This is a genomic window from Photorhabdus aegyptia (assembly GCF_000612035.1).
GTDB lineage: Bacteria > Pseudomonadota > Gammaproteobacteria > Enterobacterales > Enterobacteriaceae > Photorhabdus > Photorhabdus akhurstii.
Genome location: NZ_JFGV01000058.1, coordinates 14,617 through 32,278 on the forward strand (window position 1 = coordinate 14,617; position 17,662 = coordinate 32,278).

General features: G+C 39.5%; 19 protein-coding genes and 1 other RNA gene. 7 read left to right on the forward strand and 13 right to left on the reverse strand.

Features of this window, described 5'->3' with window-relative positions; translation table 11 throughout:
• Window positions 1-30: 30 nt before the first annotated feature.
• Genes ubiH through BA1DRAFT_RS16420 form a run of 3 tightly spaced genes read right to left on the reverse strand, consistent with a single transcriptional unit; the run spans window position 31 to window position 3,155 of the window.
• Window positions 31-1,209 (reverse strand): 2-octaprenyl-6-methoxyphenyl hydroxylase, encoded by a 1,179-nt coding sequence (gene ubiH, locus BA1DRAFT_RS16410; RefSeq protein ID WP_036781291.1) that lies wholly within the window; start codon window positions 1,207-1,209, stop codon window positions 31-33.
• Between the two features lie 7 nt (window positions 1,210-1,216).
• A complete protein-coding gene (pepP, locus tag BA1DRAFT_RS16415) occupies window positions 1,217-2,533 on the reverse strand; it encodes a Xaa-Pro aminopeptidase (protein ID WP_036781294.1) in 1,317 nt (438 codons plus the stop codon).
• A gap of 46 nt (window positions 2,534-2,579) precedes the next feature.
• Window positions 2,580-3,155, reverse strand: a complete 576-nt coding sequence (locus BA1DRAFT_RS16420; RefSeq protein ID WP_036781295.1) for a YecA/YgfB family protein — start codon at window positions 3,153-3,155, stop codon at window positions 2,580-2,582.
• Window positions 3,156-3,340: 185 nt separating this feature from the next.
• Between BA1DRAFT_RS16420 and zapA the strand changes: the two genes are divergently transcribed.
• From zapA to BA1DRAFT_RS16430, 3 genes are all read left to right on the forward strand, one after another.
• Window positions 3,341-3,670, forward strand: coding sequence for a cell division protein ZapA (gene zapA, locus BA1DRAFT_RS16425; RefSeq protein WP_036781297.1), 330 nt, complete (start codon window positions 3,341-3,343; stop codon window positions 3,668-3,670).
• Window positions 3,671-3,780: 110 nt separating this feature from the next.
• Window positions 3,781-3,967: non-coding RNA, 6S RNA (ssrS, locus tag BA1DRAFT_RS22220), on the forward strand.
• Window positions 3,968-4,003: 36 nt separating this feature from the next.
• The gene (locus BA1DRAFT_RS16430) at window positions 4,004-4,600 is read left to right on the forward strand and encodes a 5-formyltetrahydrofolate cyclo-ligase (protein WP_036781299.1); all 597 of its coding nucleotides are present in this window, start codon (window positions 4,004-4,006) and stop codon (window positions 4,598-4,600) included.
• 49 nt (window positions 4,601-4,649) lie between these two features.
• Here BA1DRAFT_RS16430 and serA read toward each other — a convergent pair whose 3' ends face one another.
• The 4 genes from serA to BA1DRAFT_RS16445 all read right to left on the reverse strand — a co-directional run bounded on the left by serA (window position 4,650) and on the right by BA1DRAFT_RS16445 (window position 7,897).
• Window positions 4,650-5,891 carry a phosphoglycerate dehydrogenase gene (gene serA / locus BA1DRAFT_RS16435; RefSeq protein ID WP_036781302.1) on the reverse strand — a complete coding sequence of 414 codons (1,242 nt, stop codon included), beginning with the start codon at window positions 5,889-5,891 and terminating at the stop codon, window positions 4,650-4,652.
• A 273-nt stretch (window positions 5,892-6,164) separates the two neighbouring features.
• Window positions 6,165-6,824, reverse strand: a complete 660-nt coding sequence (gene rpiA, locus BA1DRAFT_RS16440) for a ribose-5-phosphate isomerase RpiA (RefSeq protein WP_036781304.1) — start codon at window positions 6,822-6,824, stop codon at window positions 6,165-6,167.
• Between the two features lie 169 nt (window positions 6,825-6,993).
• Window positions 6,994-7,155: a hypothetical protein gene (locus BA1DRAFT_RS23820; protein WP_162835235.1), complete on the reverse strand. Its 162-nt coding sequence runs from the start codon at window positions 7,153-7,155 to the stop codon at window positions 6,994-6,996.
• A 187-nt stretch (window positions 7,156-7,342) separates the two neighbouring features.
• Complete coding sequence (locus tag BA1DRAFT_RS16445; protein ID WP_044467183.1) at window positions 7,343-7,897, reverse strand: hypothetical protein; 555 nt, start codon at window positions 7,895-7,897, stop codon at window positions 7,343-7,345.
• Between the two features lie 470 nt (window positions 7,898-8,367).
• On the opposite strand from BA1DRAFT_RS16445, the gene BA1DRAFT_RS16450 reads away from it, so the two are divergent.
• Window positions 8,368-9,270 carry a LysR family transcriptional regulator ArgP gene (locus tag BA1DRAFT_RS16450; RefSeq protein ID WP_036781333.1) on the forward strand — a complete coding sequence of 301 codons (903 nt, stop codon included), beginning with the start codon at window positions 8,368-8,370 and terminating at the stop codon, window positions 9,268-9,270.
• On the opposite strand, the gene BA1DRAFT_RS16455 is transcribed toward BA1DRAFT_RS16450, so the two are convergent.
• Together BA1DRAFT_RS16455 and argO are read right to left on the reverse strand one after the other, a co-directional pair.
• Entirely contained in the window at window positions 9,267-9,989 is a 723-nt protein-coding gene (locus BA1DRAFT_RS16455; RefSeq protein ID WP_036781307.1) for an oxidative stress defense protein, read from the reverse strand. The two genes, BA1DRAFT_RS16450 and BA1DRAFT_RS16455, sit on opposite strands and share 4 nt — an antisense overlap.
• A 113-nt stretch (window positions 9,990-10,102) precedes the next feature.
• Window positions 10,103-10,726 (reverse strand): arginine exporter ArgO, encoded by a 624-nt coding sequence (gene argO / locus BA1DRAFT_RS16460; protein ID WP_036781309.1) that lies wholly within the window; start codon window positions 10,724-10,726, stop codon window positions 10,103-10,105.
• Between the two features lie 235 nt (window positions 10,727-10,961).
• Here argO and BA1DRAFT_RS16465 point away from each other — a divergent pair, with 235 nt between their 5' ends.
• The gene (locus BA1DRAFT_RS16465) at window positions 10,962-11,342 is read left to right on the forward strand and encodes a hypothetical protein (RefSeq protein ID WP_036781312.1); all 381 of its coding nucleotides are present in this window, start codon (window positions 10,962-10,964) and stop codon (window positions 11,340-11,342) included.
• A 112-nt stretch (window positions 11,343-11,454) separates the two neighbouring features.
• Here the strand turns inward: BA1DRAFT_RS16465 and mscS are convergent, their stop codons facing one another.
• Together mscS and BA1DRAFT_RS16475 are read right to left on the reverse strand one after the other, a co-directional pair.
• On the reverse strand, window positions 11,455-12,327 hold the full coding sequence (gene mscS / locus BA1DRAFT_RS16470) for a small-conductance mechanosensitive channel MscS (protein WP_036781315.1): 873 nt from the start codon (window positions 12,325-12,327) through the stop codon (window positions 11,455-11,457).
• Window positions 12,328-12,462: 135 nt separating this feature from the next.
• Window positions 12,463-12,831 (reverse strand): YacL family protein, encoded by a 369-nt coding sequence (locus BA1DRAFT_RS16475; RefSeq protein ID WP_036781318.1) that lies wholly within the window; start codon window positions 12,829-12,831, stop codon window positions 12,463-12,465.
• 373 nt (window positions 12,832-13,204) lie between these two features.
• On the opposite strand from BA1DRAFT_RS16475, the gene BA1DRAFT_RS16480 reads away from it, so the two are divergent.
• Window positions 13,205-13,504, forward strand: a complete 300-nt coding sequence (locus tag BA1DRAFT_RS16480) for a Dabb family protein (protein ID WP_036781321.1) — start codon at window positions 13,205-13,207, stop codon at window positions 13,502-13,504.
• A 608-nt stretch (window positions 13,505-14,112) separates the two neighbouring features.
• Window positions 14,113-15,585, forward strand: a complete 1,473-nt coding sequence (locus tag BA1DRAFT_RS21370; protein WP_051560824.1) for a colicin-like pore-forming protein — start codon at window positions 14,113-14,115, stop codon at window positions 15,583-15,585.
• A gap of 22 nt (window positions 15,586-15,607) precedes the next feature.
• On the opposite strand, the gene BA1DRAFT_RS16495 is transcribed toward BA1DRAFT_RS21370, so the two are convergent.
• On the reverse strand, window positions 15,608-16,156 hold the full coding sequence (locus BA1DRAFT_RS16495) for a hypothetical protein (RefSeq protein WP_036781326.1): 549 nt from the start codon (window positions 16,154-16,156) through the stop codon (window positions 15,608-15,610).
• Window positions 16,146-16,562 (reverse strand): Exc2 family lipoprotein, encoded by a 417-nt coding sequence (locus BA1DRAFT_RS16500; protein ID WP_051560825.1) that lies wholly within the window; start codon window positions 16,560-16,562, stop codon window positions 16,146-16,148. Before BA1DRAFT_RS16500 ends, BA1DRAFT_RS16495 begins: the two co-directional genes overlap by 11 nt.
• Between the last annotated feature and the right edge of the window lie 1,100 nt (window positions 16,563-17,662).

Here is a 17,662-nt window from a genome sequence, read left to right on the forward strand (position 1 = left end):
GTCCTCTTATTTTGTCTGCTTAATCTGCGGTTATCTTTGGGCGACCCAACCCAGAGTCTGACGGGCCAGTATATCCCGCATAGGAGAGCATTTTTCCATCACCATCAGGCCGAAGTTACGCCCGGCTTGTAATGGAAAATAACGATTGGCAAATATCCGTATCAATCCATCGGTAATATCGATGGTGTTTTCCCGATCTAAAACCCGTTGCTGTTGATAGTTAGCCAAAACCGGATAAGTACCAATATCCTGACCCGCAGCAAAAGCCGCAGAAACAATCTGAGCCAGTGTCATGACATCTCGCATACCAAGATTGAAACCCTGACCGGCAATCGGATGTAATGTTTGCGCGGCATTTCCCACCAATGCTAATCGGTGGCTAATTTGTTGATTTGCAGTGGATAGAACCAATGGATAGCGATGACGCTGACCAGTCTCCAATATTTTCCCCAGTCTCCAGCCAAATGCTCGCTGTAACTGCTTAAGAAATTGCTCATTATTCCAACTCGCTATCTCTTTTTTCCGCGCCAACTGATGGCACCAGACCAGCGAACTCCGCCCCCCAGACATTGGCAACAAAGCAAGTGGACCATGTTCTGTGAAACGTTCAAATGCACTGCCTCGCGGATGCTCCGAAGTCAGTACATTAGTAATTACAGCAACCTGTTCATAAGGGTGCCGTTGCCACTGAATATTACAGGCACGACCAATGGCAGAATGGCTGCCATCCGCCGCTACCAGCAATTCACCTTGCAGCCGTTCACCACTGTCCAGAGTGACAGCCACCGATGACAGGGTTCTTTCAACAGCCATAACCTTGGATGGACAATATAACGTGACACCAGGCGCATTTTTCAGTAATCCGAACAAACACTGCCCTGCATCATACAACTCGATAACATTGCCCAAAGCTGGAATGTTATATTCTTTTGCATAAAGGTTCACAAACCCTGCATGACCACGATCACTAACATGAACGTGAGTTATCGGTATCACATACTCTTCCAGAACAGACCAAACGCCAATCTGCTGTAAACGCTGACAAGTTCCATAAGCCAGCGCTATCGCTCTGGCATCAAAACCGGGATGTGTCTGCTCCGGCTCTGCTGCTTCAATCAGGGACACATGAATCTGCCCCTTACTCAGGGAAGATATCGCCAGCGCAAGCGTCGCGCCGGTCATGCCTCCACCAACGATAATCACGTTCATTCTTAACTTAACCCTGTTTTGCTTTCGCCATCAGAGCTTCAATCTCATCAGCTTCTTTAACAACACTGGCTGTCAGGTTTTCATTACCTGTTTCAGTGATCAAAATGTCATCTTCAATACGGATACCGATACCACGATATTCCATCGGCACATCGGCATCCGGTGCAATATAAAGCCCCGGTTCAACAGTCAATACCATTCCCGGTTGCAAAATACGGTCACGCTCTACACCATAGTCACCAACATCATGCACATCCAACCCTAGCCAATGGCTTAATCCATGCATAAAGAACTGACGATAGGCTTTAGTTTCGATTAGATGTTCAACTTCACCGTGCATAATGCCTAGTTTCACCAACTCTTCCACCATAATCTGCACGACATGTTCTGTGACTTTGTTGATGCTGGTGCCTGGCTTATACAACTCCAATGAGACATTGAGTGTTTTCAGGACGATATCGTAAATTTCACGCTGAGCGCGGGTAAACTTGCCATTAACAGGGAAAGTACGGGTGATATCTCCGGCATAACCCAGATATTCACAACCTGCGTCAATCAACACCAAGTCACCCTCTTTCATCCTACTCTCATTCTCGGTGTAGTGCAGAATACAGCTATTTTCACCGCTCCCGACAATCGTGTTGTAAGCAGGGTAACGAGCACCCTGATGAGTAAATTCGTGATGAATTTCGGCTTCCAGTTGATACTCAAACATACCTGGGCGGCAAACTCTCATCGCGCGCATATGGGCCTGCGCACTAATTTCACCTGCCCGGCGCATCATTTCAATTTCTGACTTAGATTTGAACAACCGCATTTCATGCACCCAAGGGCGCCAGTCAGTTATCGTTAAAGGCGCTGAAAGATTACGACGACCGCCTTTTCTTAATATATCCAACGCATGGAAGACAATTTCATCGGCGTAGGCAAATTCGCCCTGTGCGTGATAAACCACATCCAAACCATTCAGTAATTGATAAAGCTCCTCCTTGATCTCATCAAAAGGCAAAGCTCGGTCAACACCCAGTTTTTCCGGCGCCGCTTCTTGCCCAAGACGACGACCAAACCAAATTTCCGCAGTCAGGTCACGCGCTCGATTAAAAAGCACACTATGATTATGCGTATCATCACTCTTAATTAATATCAGCACCGCTTCCGGTTCATTAAACCCGGTCAAATAAAGGAAATCACTATGCTGACGATAGGGATGTTCATTATCTGAATTTCGTGGCGCAGGCGAGGCAGAAAAAATAATCGCTGCGCTGGCCGGAGCCATTTTTGCCAGTAAAGCCTGACGGCGGGATAAATATTCTTGTTTGATCATACCCTCTCCTGCGACTTATAATTATTTTGCGTTCAATAAACACCGATTAATGCAATGTTGGTTTATCATTTTTGGCGATTAAAACAGTTTTAGGTTCAGTAAAGGCGATATAGCAAAGCTGTGCAGCCACCCGCACATATTCAAGGACCTCTTCCAGTGCCTGGGCTAGCTCTTCTTGATCATCACTTTCTTCATAACCAAGCAGACCGATATTGCGCAAATCACCAATAATCTCACTGATCTCTTTTCTATCCGCGAATTTCGGTTGAGCAACACCTAATCCCAGCAAAAAATGGTTAACCCATCCCGCTAATGCATCTGCGCGTTCAAACACATTATCTTCTTCATCTGGCAGCAATAAATTGAATGCGAAATTATTGTCATCCAATGATTCAAATGTGATTTCACGTAATTCACGCAATTGTTGAGCTAATGGATGGGAAAAAGCCAGCCCATCATTCGCTAAATCATGAACTAAGACCTGCCAGCTACTGTCGCGGTTACCACCGCACAGCAGGCCGCTAATCAACCCATGCATCTCCGCTGCCGTCAGCGCCACTGACTGTTGATGCAATATTTCGTCAAAAGATTGATAATCTGGTAATGAATTCTGTATAGACATGTGTATTGGTCATCGTTGACGGTGTAAGTTCATGCTATGCTACCACCAAGGGGAGTCGCTATACCAGACAACAACCTAGCTAATCGTTAGTTGTCTGTCGGTATCGCGTTATAATGATTGGCGCCGGTTTCAATTCTATAATTCAGAATTAAAACCGGAGCGCAGCAATAAGTCAGGAAGGGGTCATGTCTGCACAACCGGTAGATATCCAGATTTTTGGGCGGTCACTACGTGTCAATTGTCCATCAGAGCAAAAAGAAGCATTACTGGCTGCGGCTGTGGAACTTGAACAACGTTTAGAAGATTTGAAAGAACGCACCAGAGTAACCAATACTGAACAACTGATTTTTATTGTGGCATTGAATATCTGTCACGAATTGGCACAAGAAAAAGTGAAAACCCGTGACTATGCCTATAATATGGAACAGAAAATAAAGATGCTTCAACAGACTATAGAACAAGCACTGGTGGAACAAGGTCGTATCACTGAGAGCACTATTTCACCAAATGAATGAATTCTATTGATAAATCATACATTAGTGAGTGAATCATTCGAGAATTAGTTGCTTTCTGTATTTAGTTTCATACAATAGGTGTCACAAAGTTGCTTACAAGCACTGAATAAATTTCTCTGAGATGTTCGTGAACGGGGAAAGTCCCCTGAGCCGATATTTCATACATTATAGAATGTGGTGCTCCGTAGTCTGGTGTGCATGCTCGGTTCGGCCGAGAAGCCTAAAAGCTGCGACGCTGCGTTCACCTTGAACCAAGGGTTCAAGGGTTACTACCTGTAACGGCATCTTGGAGAATCTCAACCCTAACCGCTGCTGCTATCCATCGCAGGTTCTATGCAATCAGAGTCCCTATTATCACTCAGACAAAGCATTAGAAAGAAAATACGCCAGCGACGCCGTCAACTCACTTCTGAACAACAATCGCTGTTTGCAAGACAAGCTGCTGAGCGAGCGCTCAACCACCCCAAAATTTGCCAAGCCAACAAAATCGCACTATTTCTTTCGTTTGATGGTGAGCTCGACACCCGTCCACTGATTAACCAACTCTGGCAGCAAAATAAACAGATCTATCTGCCCGTATTACATCCTTTCCGTCATCACCATCTGCTGTTTTTAAACTATCAACCCAATACCCCGCTTGTCAGAAATCGCTTCAATATAGAAGAGCCACCGCTAGATGTTAGGCAGGTTTTACCGTTATCAGAGCTGGATATCATGATGATCCCGCTGGTTGCTTTTGCCCGCACAGGGCAGCGGCTTGGCATGGGGGGCGGCTTTTACGATCGTACATTGAAGCAATGGCAACAAAAAAACTTCTATCCGATAGGTTTGGCACATAACTGCCAGTTAGTCGATACACTACCAACAGCCGAATGGGATATTCCATTACCAGAAATCATCACACCTGAAAAAATCTGGCATTGGCAGTAAAAAAATAGGCGCCTTATACAAAACGCCCATTTATGACATATCAAAATAATCAGTAAAGCAGACGAGAACGGATAGTACCCGGCAATGCTTTTAGTTTCTGAAATACCATTTCAGCTTGAGCCGGATTTTCAGTCACAATATCAATAACCACATAACCCATATCTCCACTGGTACGCAAATATTGAGCGGCAATATTGATATCCTGTTCAGCAAACACCTGGTTAATACTGTTCAATATACCCGGCCGATTTTCATGAATATGCAGAAACCGGTTAGTATCATCAGCATGAACAGGAAGAGACACCTCTGGGAAGTTTACTGCCGATAAGGTAGAACCATTGTCAGAGTATTTCGCTAACTTTCCTGCGACTTCGTAACCAATATTTTCCTGCGCTTCTTGGGTAGAACCTCCAATATGTGGCGTCAACAACACATTATCAAATTTACACAACGGTGACTCAAACGGATCATTATTGGTTGCCGGCTCAATGGGGAACACATCCACAGCCGCCCCTGACAGATGTTCACTTTCCAATGCATCGCATAATGCCGGGATATCCACCACCGTTCCACGTGAAGCATTAATCAAGATAGAACCCGGTTTCATCAGTGTAAGTTCGGTTGCACCAATCATATTTTTAGTTGATGGCGTTTCTGGTACATGCAAACTCACCACATCACTCATATTCAGTAATTCTGACAAATGACGTACCTGATGAGCATTACCTAATGGCAATTTGTTTTCAATATCGTAAAAGTAGACATCCATACCGATATTTTCAGCCAGAATACCAAGCTGAGTACCAATATGACCGTAACCGATAATACCCAGTTTTTTCCCACGCACTTCATAGCAGCCTTTAGCCTGCTTATCCCACACGCCTCGATGAGCTTTCGCATTCGCTAAAGGGATACGACGCAGCAGTAACAACAATTCGCCAAGGACCATTTCAGCAACAGAACGGGTATTAGAAAATGGCGCATTAAAGACAGGAATACCACGTTTCGCAGCCGCTTTCAGATTAACCTGATTGGTGCCAATACAGAAACAACCTACAGCAACCAATTTTTCGGCTGCCTGAAAAATGTCTTCGGTCAGTTGTGTGCGGGAACGGAGACCAACAAAATGAGCATCACGAATTGCCTCTTTTAACTCTTCGGAATCTAACGCTCCCTTATGATATTCGATATTGCTATAACCGGCTGCTCGCAGATTTTCTACCGTGCTCTGATGCACGCCTTCCAATAGCAAAAATTTAATCTTATCTTTTTCCAGAGATACCTTAACCATTTATCCTGCCTATTGTTACGCTTCGTTACATTTAAGATTCATTCTCTCAACATAACAAAAAAAACGAACACAGCAATATAAACGATTGCTATTCCCGTCACATAAGTCTTAACAAAGTAGTTATTATGCGGAATAAAATGATCTGAAAGAGCACAAAATTAGGATTTAGGTTAAATAACAATCATAGATATAAAATATATCACTAAATTCTTCTCCGATTTTAACAGTGAAAAATTTTTTAAGGGCGAAGAACTTCGCCCTCTATGAATAATATTATTGAGTGATGGTTTTCACTCCATCAAGTGTTCCCATCAATATAATATCCGCACCACGGTTAGCAAATAATCCTACAGTCACCACACCTGAGATACGATTAATTTTATTCTCTAACTCAACAGGATCGAGTATGGCTAGATTATGCACGTCAAGGATCATATTGCCGTTATCAGTCACCACATTCTGACGATATTCTGGTACTCCCCCCAACTTAACCAACTCACGAGCAACATAGGCGCGAGCCATTGGAATCACTTCGACCGGCAGAGGAAATTTACCTAATACATCAACTTTCTTAGAAGCATCAACAATACAAACGAATTTTTTCGCTATTGCAGCAATGATTTTTTCACGCGTTAATGCAGCGCCACCGCCTTTAATCATCTGCATATTGCCATTGATTTCATCCGCGCCATCAACATAGATATCAAGGGAATCCACTTCATTACAATCGAATACAGGAATGCCCAAACTTTTTAACTTCTCAGTAGAAGCCTCAGAGCTGGATACTGCCCCTTCAATCTGATCTTTAATGGAACCGAGGGCATCAATAAAATGTGAAGCCGTTGAACCAGTCCCCACGCCCACAATGGTTCCTGGTGTAACAAATTCGAGTGCTGCCCAACCCACTGCTTTTTTCAATTCGTCCTGAGTCATATCAATTCATTGCCTATATCAGTTACAAGGAAAGACCTCGACTAGTATAAACTTTGATAGCAACAAAGAAACCGCAATTCAATTAAAGTTGAATAGGATAAGTCACGGGAAATATAAGATTAAATGATGCCAAAACCCGCCATATAGCGGGCGACAAAAAGAGTGATGTTTATGCAGCTTCTTTGTTACGACGACGACCTTGCTTTTCTTGGCTTGGTGCCTGTGCATGTTCTTCCAAAGCCGGACCTACTTTCATGAGAAAATCCAAGGTCTCCCCAACTTTTTTATACGTTTGAATGGTATCGAACATCGGTTCTTTTTGTGTTCTCATTATCAACACCTCATAAAACAACTTCATATTACTGAACTGATTTCGTCATACAGGAAAAAAATTCCCGACAAAATCTCTCTGTTATGACCATCGCAACAAATCTGAATAAACAAAATAGCTATTTTACCTGGTTCTACCTGGATACCATAACGCATATATAAACGCAGAGATGTTAAAGAACTAGATGTCAAAGAACTGACTCCTTAGACCTACTCTCCAACTTTGCCGTTAATGTTTTAATATCACATGACATTACATATCCGCAGCGCTCCAGCTCAAAACCAAACGAACGATAGTAAGCTATTTTATCCTTAACAGGTTCATGAATCCTGATGTCTTCACCACCAGACATATTCATGAAAATCAATGTTGCATATAGAGTATACAAAAGCATCTTTCTATGCAACGGATGATTTTCCATATCTTTCACAAAATTTTCCAATACATGGATGTTAAAACTCTTATCACTCAAATCATATATGGACAAAGCGACTCCAGCGGGAGCAGATTCAATTTGAAAATTTTCCCTTGATATGACAAATTTTATACATAAGCTGAAACAGTCATGTCGATTACCGATCTCTGTAATATAATAGTCCCAGTTAAGCTCACCATATGCTCCCGTTAGCATGTTTGCATCGCTGTCAGAGACAGGACCGACCGCCAAATCTATTCCTCTCTGATCCATATATAACTGCAAAGTATTGTATGTTAATTGTGCAACATGTTTCAGTGACAGCATAATAAAGTAACCTTACTTACATTTTTATTATTATTAAATAGCCAAAAGTAACGTCTTTTAGACAATTTTATGAAAAATCCACACTTAAACGAAACATGCAAACAATCCTTAATTTAATCACCCTAATTCAATCAAAAGCTAATTATTAAGCTAACCAAAACAACTTCACACAGTTGTTGTTTCCCGAGCATATTATTTATTCAACCACGTTAACAAACGTAACCTTCAAAAATGGAACCCCCTTCCCATAAAGGCCACCAATCAACGAAATTTCTCCAAAATTGGATGTAACATCGGTAATCTTTGGCAGGTGAGGCTTTACAACACACCAGATAAATTGCCTCATCCATCAGAAAAATATGGCATAGTGCTATGCGGAAACATAAATAGTGCTATACGGAAACATAAATAGTGCTATACGGAAACATAAATAGTGCTATGCGGAAACATAAATGGAGAATCTTTCTGTAATGAAACGTCCTGATTACCGAACACTGCAAGCCTTGGATGCTGTTGTCCGTGAACGTGGTTTCGAACGCGCAGCCCAAAAACTCTGTATCACTCAATCCGCGGTTTCTCAACGTATCAAACAGTTGGAAAATCTGTTCGGCCAGCCTCTGCTAGTACGCACCGTTCCTCCGCGCCCCACCGAACAAGGACAAAAACTACTGGCGCTATTACATCAGGTAGAGTTGTTGGAAGAGCAGTGGTTAGGTGATGAACAGGGGACAGATACGCCATTGCTGCTTTCGTTGGCAGTCAATGCTGACAGCTTAGCAACCTGGCTGTTGCCGGCACTACATCCGGTACTTGCTGATTTGCCTATCCGACTCAATATTCAAGTTGAAGATGAAACTCGGACTCAGGAACAGTTAAGAAGAGGTGAAGTCGTTGGCGCGGTCAGTATTCAACCACAACCCTTACCCAGTTGTCTGGTCGATAAATTAGGAGCGCTGGATTATCTGTTTGTCGCCTCGCCAGAATTTGCTGCCCGCTATTTCCCAAATGGAGTTACCCGTTCAGCGTTACTAAAAGCCCCTGCGGTTGCATTCGACCATCTGGATGATATGCATCAGGCATTTTTACAACAGAACTTCGAGTTGTCGCCGGGTAGCGTTCCATGTCATATCGTCAACTCATCTGAAGCCTTTGTACAACTGGCAAAACAGGGTTCCACCTGTTGTATGATCCCTCATTTACAGATTGATCAGGAATTGAAAAATGGTGAACTGATCGACCTGACGCCGGGTTTATGTCAGCGCCGGATGCTCTATTGGCATCGTTTCGCACCGGAAAGCAGGACCATGAAAAAGGTGACTGACGCCCTATTGAAACTTGGGCGTCAGATGTTAAGACAAGATGACACGGATTAAGGTTTTAGTTCAAACACAACATCAACCTGATCGCTGAAATTGATGCTATCCTGCTGGTAAGTTTCACCCACTCCAGCAGCAGCACCTCCCGCCATCATCACATCAGAATTGCGATACTTCATATGGTCAATTATCTCTGGCGCTCGGTAATTGATACTGTATATCGAACCCACTTTGCTATTAAAGCCTTTCGCCAGTGCATCAGCTTGTTCAATCGCATTCTCAATGGCTTTCTGACGGGCTTCATCACGATATTTTTGCGGATTGTCCACCCCAAACTGAACAGATACGATTTCGTTCAAACCCGCTTTTAATGCTCCATCTAGCAGATCATTAAGTTGCTCTAACTTACGAACCTTCACTTCCACTGAACGGATCGCACGATAACCTTTCAGCACCGATTTGCCAGATACATTGTCATACTCATAATCAGGCTGAGTACGCAGATTCGCTGCATCAATATCTTTCTTTTCAATGCCGTTCTTTTTCAGAAAATCAAAATATTTAGCAACCAGCTCATCAACCTGCTTTTTAGCTCCAGAAGCATCTTTAGCAGAAATATTGACGTTAATCATCAATGTTGCTATATCCGGTTCAGCTTTCACTACCGCATTACCAGAAGTAATAACATGAGGGACTCCGGGTAAATCAGCAGCCTGTGCAGCAAGTGGAACCCCGGCACTTAACATGGCGGCCAACCCTAATGATTTCAATTTCACACAACCTCCGAAGAAAACCTGTTACAGAAAATGTTCATCCCACGGAAAAACCGAAATATACATGGGATGAATAAAACACTAACACAGAGAGTGCATGCAAAGAAGTGTCCAGCTCAATCAGAAATTAGTAATCCCTGCTTAGCAAGTTGCCATGCGATATACCACATAATGACACAGATAAACCCATTAATAATCCGTTGAGAAAGCGGCTTACTTAACACAGGGGAAAACCATGCGGCTAGCAATGACAGAGAAAAAAACCAACTAACAGAAGCGCTTGCGGCACCAAAAGTAAACCAGGGCCTGAGTTCTGAGGATAACTGGCCACCAATACTGCCCAGAACAACAATGGTGTCTAAATAAACATGCGGATTTAACCAAGTGACCGCAAAGATAATCGCAATGACCCGCCAACGGTTTTTTGCCGTACTACTCGCCTGCACCTGTTCAACATTGGCAAACAAAACCACACGTAAAGCGCCCCATCCATACCAGAATAAAAAAGCAACCCCCCCCCAGGTGACAAATTGCAAGAGTAAAGTTGACTGACTCAGTAATGCACTACCACCAAATACACCGACACCAATCAGAAAACCATCACTGATCGCGCACAAAGTTGCGCTCATCAAATGAAATTGTCTCCTGCTACCTTGCTGCATAACAAAGGCATTTTGTGGACCAAGAGGCAAAATCATTGCTGCGCTAAGAAAAAAACCCTGCACAAATGTCGATAACATAAAAAAACTCCTCAATAATTATTCACTTTGCTATTTCAATGTTCAGAATATTAAGAAGAATAGCTCATTAGAGGAAATAAATGCTTCTAATTGATCATAAGAAATTTTAATAACCAACCAAAAAGCAGGTTTTTATAGGAAAACTATTTGATTAACTCAAAGAAAATCAAGCTAATACACACTAAAAGCATTAATGAATCTATCAATGCTATGAAAATAAGAGGAAGAGGTTATTTTGAAAAAAATTACGGGTTTCATGCTGTTAGCAATCATTATTATTGCCGCTCTTACTGTCAGAAACTACTATTTGCTGCGAAATGATGTTGAAGAGACATTAAACCACTATGAAATAATTGAATATTATATTGGTACAGCAAATATTACAGATGTGGAGCTCAGTAATTATCAGCCTTTCTTATGTGAAAAAGGCTGTGAACGTTTCGTTCTTAAAATACGGGGTGAAAAAGGCGATGGGATAGTCACTGCTGATATTAATTTCCATACTTCAGATGTTTCGTCTGCTATCCTTTGCTTGTCTGATAACAAGAAAATAGCACTGACAGAAGATATCAGCGATGATTTTATTAAAAACAACCTTAACACCTTATGCCAGTAAAATAAGCCAGAATAATAGAGCGTCCGCGCTATCCACAGCGCGGCGCTGATTTACCGGTAAAGATTTACAGCCTATTCACGCCATCAGATGGTTATTATCCAATATCCTCTGATTAATCACCCATTTTACTCCGCGCCATAGCTTGGTTCTGATGCAAATAAACATCCATTTGTGGATAAGGAATACTGATATTGTGTTTATCCAATGTACGCTTAAAATTCTCCATCAAATCCCAATAGACCTCCCAAGCATCGCCATTGGCAGTCCATACACGCACAACAAAATTCAGTGAAGAAGGCGCCATTTCATGCAAACGAATCGTCACGCCTTTGTCATGCTGAATACGGTTGTCTGCGGCAATAACTTCACCTAATACTTTTTTAACTTCATCAATATCCGCATTATACGCAACACCGACCATAATCTGAGTTCGGCGATTCGGTTCACGACTGGTATTAATAACATTATCAGCAATAATTTTCCCATTCGGGATTACGATGATCTTGTCATCCGCTGTACGCAATGTAGTAGAGAAAATCTGCACCTGAACAACTGTTCCCTCAACCGCGCCCAGAATAACATATTCGCCCGCACGAATTGGACGAAAAGCCACCAGCAATACCCCTGCGGCAAAGTTGGATAAAGAACCTTGTAAAGCCAAACCAACAGCTAAACCAGCAGCACCGATAACCGCAATGACAGAAGCCGTCTGAACGCCTAATTTGCCCAAAACTGCAATAATAGTGAACGCAATAATCGAATAACGAACAATAGCAGCCAGGAAATCTGATACCGTTACATCAATGCCGCGCAATGACATAACTCTTCTCACACCCTTACTAATGAGTTTCGCCGCCATCAATCCCAGAATAAGAATCAGAATAGCCGCAACAGTATTGACCAGATATTGAATGATTAAATCCTGATGATTAATGAGCCAGCTTGTAGCTTCATTAATGCCACCAGACAGATTGATATCTTCCATTAAAACCACCTTAATTCTTTAGCTATTCAACTATAATTGAGTAAAATGACTCAATGACTATCCTTCATAGCAACCATTAACAGTAAGAACAAAACCTATCGTGCCAGAGAATTCTTTTTGCCTATATACAGCTTCTTACCAATCGTTTTTTAAAATAAAGTCCCGATAATCAGTCAACATATCAAGAAAATCCTTGGTGCCACAAAAAGCCAGGCTCTCATTATCGTAATAGCTCATGCCCTCCTCTATCGAATCGGTTTCAAACTCAAGCTGATTAGCACGAACCATAACCTCTTCCTCATCCATTAGCAGCGTATATTCGTGACCCACAAGTTGCCATTGACGTTCACTACCCTTAATTTCAGCTAGCGCTGCGGCAACCTTATCGATCACCGTTAAATCACCGTTAACTTCTTCATTCAGCCACTGACCAATAGCTTCATGGCCCATTGAGAATCGGCTAGTCACCTTCCCAGTGACATCCAGCAAAAATTCGTAGTCCATCATTAACCTCCGGTGCGTTCTTTCCGTTCTAATATTTCCTAGCAATTCCGCCCCAGAATCAGCCCACAAACTGCAAGAAGTGTGAGACTAACGCCTCTATGCCGACACAACGATATGGTTTGCACCTGATAACCGAAATGTCCACCCCAAGCTATCCTTGAAGTTTGTGTCTGCTATGGCTTTCATCGGAGAAGAGTTCAGCCTTAGTGCAAATATAAACAAATACACTATAATTAATAATATCTCAGAGAAACAAAAACAGCAAAATCGAACACACGCCCACTAATCGATGAGGTATATTCAAGAGTCTTGCAATACAACCAGTTATTTTCTATCTTGTCTGGAAAAACAAAGATACTTTTCAGGAGCCATTATGATACGTCATATTCTTTTGTTAAAATTCGCACCCGAAATACAAGAGCAACAATTAACGACGATAAGAGATACCGCGATTTCGATGCCACATCAAATCAAAGGTATTTCTTCCGTTGTTGAGTGGGGAGGTAATGTAAGTAGTGAAAATAAGAATAAAGGTTTTACACATGCTATCACCATGATATTTGATGATCAAAAAGCTATTTCAAACTATTTGTCTCACCCTAAGCATGACAAATTAAAAGATCTGCTTATAGATTCTGCCGACGATATCATCGTCTTTGATTATGAAGTGTAACTTTCATTCTTTGGAAATAACTATCAGCTAACCAATATTCAACATGACGAATATTGCTGGCGCGCCTAAGAATAATTAGACGCGCCTAATCGATTTTAGGCTTCATCAGATAAATTATAATCTTCTTCAATATCCCCCATGTTAAAACTTTAAGACGTATGGGAGACAGATTTAATCTATAATCATTGAAATAGATGCTTAGTTCCTCAGTGGATTATAAATAATTTAGAAACATGAACGTACATAAAATGCCTTCATTTCCGAGTTTATAGGGCTGGTAAGTATCTTATTGGCATTTAGTTTATCTCCATTAAAGGAAGTGTGGGTCATATGGAGAAATATACAGATATAGAGAGACTATTTCATCTGCTTTTTGTCGAATCAACGTTCAATGAAATGATTGCAAAAACGAGGGTGACCATAGATTTTTATGCCCTTCAGCTTAATCATCTCATATACTATAGCCTTGTATTAAAAAAACTTATAATACGTCATAGCCCTTTTTGTTAGAATAAAATTGACTTTCAGCATTGAAGTGACCCAACGATATTCTGTATATATTATCTTATATAGTATTTACGTATTTTTTATAAGAATAAGGACTTCTTATGGCTAAAAACAATTCAGTAGATTCAAATGATAGCCTTGGTGATTCTCTTACTGTAACCTCTGAAAAAGGAGGAAAAGGAGACTATGGTTGGAGTAGTAGTCGTAATGGTAATAATGATAAAAGTAGTTCAAATAGTGGAGGATTATTAAAGCGAGATCCAAATTCAGCAATTACATTCCATGAGGTCTCTATTGATACAGGAGAAATCATTGAGTTTACGGCTATAGGGCTAACAATGATAGACCCATCATCAAATAAACCTGTGATTGATTTAACACTAGAATCAAAGCAAAATGCCAATTCAGAGAATAACAAACAGAGAGGAAAAAAGCAGAAAGAAAGAACAAAAGAATTTAATATTCCTGTAGTTAGACAACATCCATTTAGTCTATACGATAAAGGAATTAAATTCACTCCTAATAATAAAACCAGCTTTCAACATTATAATTATAAATATGATGTTGAGTTAGATGAAAATGGTAAAGTAAAAAATATAAAAGAAACATTAACTGATAATTATTTTAAAGGAACTGACAAACTAAGATTTTTCGCTCGAAAAGAAGAAGGAAGAAAAGAGTTTATAAAAAACAAGGTTGAATTGACATATTCGTTACGATTTGAAAATGTAAGAAACTATAAAATAGGATTAAAAGAGTATACCTATGAAGTTGAAATAAATAATTTAGGCATTATTACTGAATTAAAAAAAAGCTTTAAAAAAGCGAAACCACCTTATTTCACCCGAAAAAATCATCAGGATAACTGGTATAAAGAAAATAAACTAACTACTGAAGATGAAAGGGATAAAACGGTAAAGAAAATAGTAAATACAACGTTTAATAGCCATCCCAACAATAAGAAAAAAGTAGCCGAAAAAGAAAAAAGTATTTTATTAGATACAAGTGCAATAATTACTGATGCTTCAGCGAAAATCAGTAAACATCTCGGTGATAAGTACAACGATATTGCAAATGAGCTAAAGAATGATATTAAAAATTTCCAAGGGAAACGCATTCGTAGTTTTGATGAAGCGATGAAAACTATGAATAAGGTCATTTCTAACCCTAATGCGAAATTAAATAAAGCTGATCGGAATGCTGTTGCTAATGCAATCAGGTACATTGATGCTAAAACGTTGTCTGATAATCTCCAAAGACTGGGTAAATCTTTTGCCTTGTTAGATAAAGTTATTAAAGTAGAAAAAATAAGGGATAAAATAGTCGAAGGATTTGAAACGGGTAATTGGAAACCATTAATGCTGGAAATAGAAGCAATGGTTTTGAGTGGTTTTGCTTCGGGAATTTTACTCGGAATATTGACTAGTATCGCTATGATAATTACAGCTAAAATAGCAATACCCGCTACTATTCTTAAGGTTGTTTTTATTATAATTACAGCTATTTTAACCTCATATATAGATGATAAATTTGCAGATAAATTAAATAATTATCTAATCCCTTCAGTACATTAGTTATAAATTTATAAGAGTGTGATCAAATCACACTCTTATATCTAAGATAATGCAATGGAAAATAAAACCAAATGATTACTAGCATAATAAAAATGACATAATAGGTAAAAAAATACATAACATAGTAAATTAATAAAAGAAAGTAATTTTCTCCAAAAATATTCCAAAAAGTATTATCTATCAAATCATTTCTATAGAAATACCCAAAAAACACGAAAACCACAAAAACAACCCCATATAAAGAAATTAGCTTCAGTAACTCATATGTGGTTATCTTTGTTTTATTCATAACGAAATATTTCCCCCATAAAATAAACAAAATAATTGATAATAAAGGTGTACTTACTAAAGTATAACTAACAGCAATCTCACTAATCAATATATATTCTGATGAAATACTTCCTTTATCATGAAAAGATATCTCATTTAACTTTAAGATAATAAAAGACTCTTTATCAAAATAAAAAATAAGGAAAATTAGAAATATAGGAATCAGCCCAAATAAAAAAAACCCACCTGCTTTAGATAAGAATTTATTAATAAGTTTATGGTTAATATTATTATTTTCCATAGTAGCCAGCCCGGTACGAGTTGATGAACCCCTCAATTAATGCTTTTTTATTCTTAGCTGAAATCTGACTATTGTCAATTCTTTTCACATGTACTTTTGGTGAAATAAATGTTTCTGACATGTCGATTCTTTGAATGAAATCATCACTCTTAAAATAACTAATTTTTTGCTCAAACTTCTGCGAACTGATATTATTTTCTCGATCATTAACTCCTTCTCTATAAAATTGTTCAAAGAAAGGAATTAGAAGTTTAATAGAATTATTCACATGTGTTTTAAAGTTAGGATCAAAATCATCTCTAGAGAGATAAACATAATGCCTAGCCTCCAGCTCATATGGAGAGAGATTTACTGAACAAGCGGACAACAAAAGCAAGAAAAAAGAGAAAAAATATAAAGTGCGCATAAAAACATCCTCATCAATACTAATAGTCAACTAACGATGCAACTACAACTAACTAAAAACCGTATCAAGATACTCCGTAACCGCCTTCCTTAGGTTATGTTAAAAAGGATTAAAAACCATAAAATTTAAAGATAGCACCTGTGAGTAAAGTACCTACTGTGATTCTAGCTTATTATTTAATTACTTTACTTATCTTTAGGAACCTCATTATATTCAAAATAACGCGACAATGAAGAAAATTTGTCGAAAATCTCTTTAAAAATATTTATCTAATTAACATATCCATCATACCGAATAATAACTCTATGAAAATTTTCAACATTAATATTATTATTTAACATAGAGTTGTTACTTAAAGTCTGTAATATTGGCCTAGAGCTATCAATTAAACACCATATTCCAGCATTAACCCAGCACCGTCTGGGCTGTGCTAAACAAAATTATTTTCGTGCAGAGGCGAATACCAATCTGGTTGACTATCAGACTACCCTGAATTGACACAACAATGGAGTAATCTACGCCGATGGTATGCTTTTTGTGACGTCATCCAGATTGGAAAGTATAAAAAAGCGAAGATCACTCATGCAAATTATTCCCATTAACGATAAAATCATTGATGCTATTCTAATATCCTCCGCATCAATAACATCAGGATCGGATCTTACTTTTTATGGAACTTTTCATCACCAAAACGATTTGATCATCATATTTCATAAAAATTGATTCTGACGATGACTGTTTTTATCTATACCAATGACATACCTAACCTACTCGCTGACATCAATAAAAGATATGAATTAATGGAAGTTATTTTCTGGTCTTTGCAGCTATTTTGGGTGGCACTTCTAAATAAGATTCCAAAATAGCGCTACATCTTATACTACTCATAATTCTATGTATAACAATGGGTTGAAGAAGGTCATGCGTAGCAGAATTATGAAATAATGAAATGGACACCTCCCCAAATCGGCTTCAGTGAGCCATGCTGAATACATCAGCAAAATATTACCTGATTATCACTTAAATTCAGCTCCCATAGGCGTATACTTAAAATAAGTCTGTGTGGAGGTAAATGAAAATGGCTAAAAATCAGATTCAAT

What these genes read in the sequence shown, in the direction of transcription:
- BA1DRAFT_RS16420 (WP_036781295.1), bottom strand. Translation starts at nt 3,155, where the DNA reads ATGTCTATACAGAATTCATTACCAGATTATCAATCTTTTGACGAAATA.
- BA1DRAFT_RS16495 (WP_036781326.1), bottom strand. Translation starts at nt 16,156, where the DNA reads ATGGAAAATAATAATATTAACCATAAACTTATTAATAAATTCTTATCT.
- BA1DRAFT_RS16450 (WP_036781333.1), top strand. Translation starts at nt 8,368, where the DNA reads ATGAAACGTCCTGATTACCGAACACTGCAAGCCTTGGATGCTGTTGTC.
- pepP (WP_036781294.1), bottom strand. Translation starts at nt 2,533, where the DNA reads ATGATCAAACAAGAATATTTATCCCGCCGTCAGGCTTTACTGGCAAAA.
- ubiH (WP_036781291.1), bottom strand. Translation starts at nt 1,209, where the DNA reads ATGAACGTGATTATCGTTGGTGGAGGCATGACCGGCGCGACGCTTGCG.
- BA1DRAFT_RS16445 (WP_044467183.1), bottom strand. Translation starts at nt 7,897, where the DNA reads ATGCTGTCACTGAAACATGTTGCACAATTAACATACAATACTTTGCAG.
- zapA (WP_036781297.1), top strand. Translation starts at nt 3,341, where the DNA reads ATGTCTGCACAACCGGTAGATATCCAGATTTTTGGGCGGTCACTACGT.
- BA1DRAFT_RS16480 (WP_036781321.1), top strand. Translation starts at nt 13,205, where the DNA reads ATGATACGTCATATTCTTTTGTTAAAATTCGCACCCGAAATACAAGAG.
- serA (WP_036781302.1), bottom strand. Translation starts at nt 5,891, where the DNA reads ATGGTTAAGGTATCTCTGGAAAAAGATAAGATTAAATTTTTGCTATTG.
- argO (WP_036781309.1), bottom strand. Translation starts at nt 10,726, where the DNA reads ATGTTATCGACATTTGTGCAGGGTTTTTTTCTTAGCGCAGCAATGATT.
- mscS (WP_036781315.1), bottom strand. Translation starts at nt 12,327, where the DNA reads ATGGAAGATATCAATCTGTCTGGTGGCATTAATGAAGCTACAAGCTGG.
- BA1DRAFT_RS16430 (WP_036781299.1), top strand. Translation starts at nt 4,004, where the DNA reads ATGCAATCAGAGTCCCTATTATCACTCAGACAAAGCATTAGAAAGAAA.
- BA1DRAFT_RS16500 (WP_051560825.1), bottom strand. Translation starts at nt 16,562, where the DNA reads ATGCGCACTTTATATTTTTTCTCTTTTTTCTTGCTTTTGTTGTCCGCT.
- BA1DRAFT_RS23820 (WP_162835235.1), bottom strand. Translation starts at nt 7,155, where the DNA reads ATGAGAACACAAAAAGAACCGATGTTCGATACCATTCAAACGTATAAA.
- BA1DRAFT_RS21370 (WP_051560824.1), top strand. Translation starts at nt 14,113, where the DNA reads ATGGCTAAAAACAATTCAGTAGATTCAAATGATAGCCTTGGTGATTCT.
- BA1DRAFT_RS16475 (WP_036781318.1), bottom strand. Translation starts at nt 12,831, where the DNA reads ATGGACTACGAATTTTTGCTGGATGTCACTGGGAAGGTGACTAGCCGA.
- rpiA (WP_036781304.1), bottom strand. Translation starts at nt 6,824, where the DNA reads ATGACTCAGGACGAATTGAAAAAAGCAGTGGGTTGGGCAGCACTCGAA.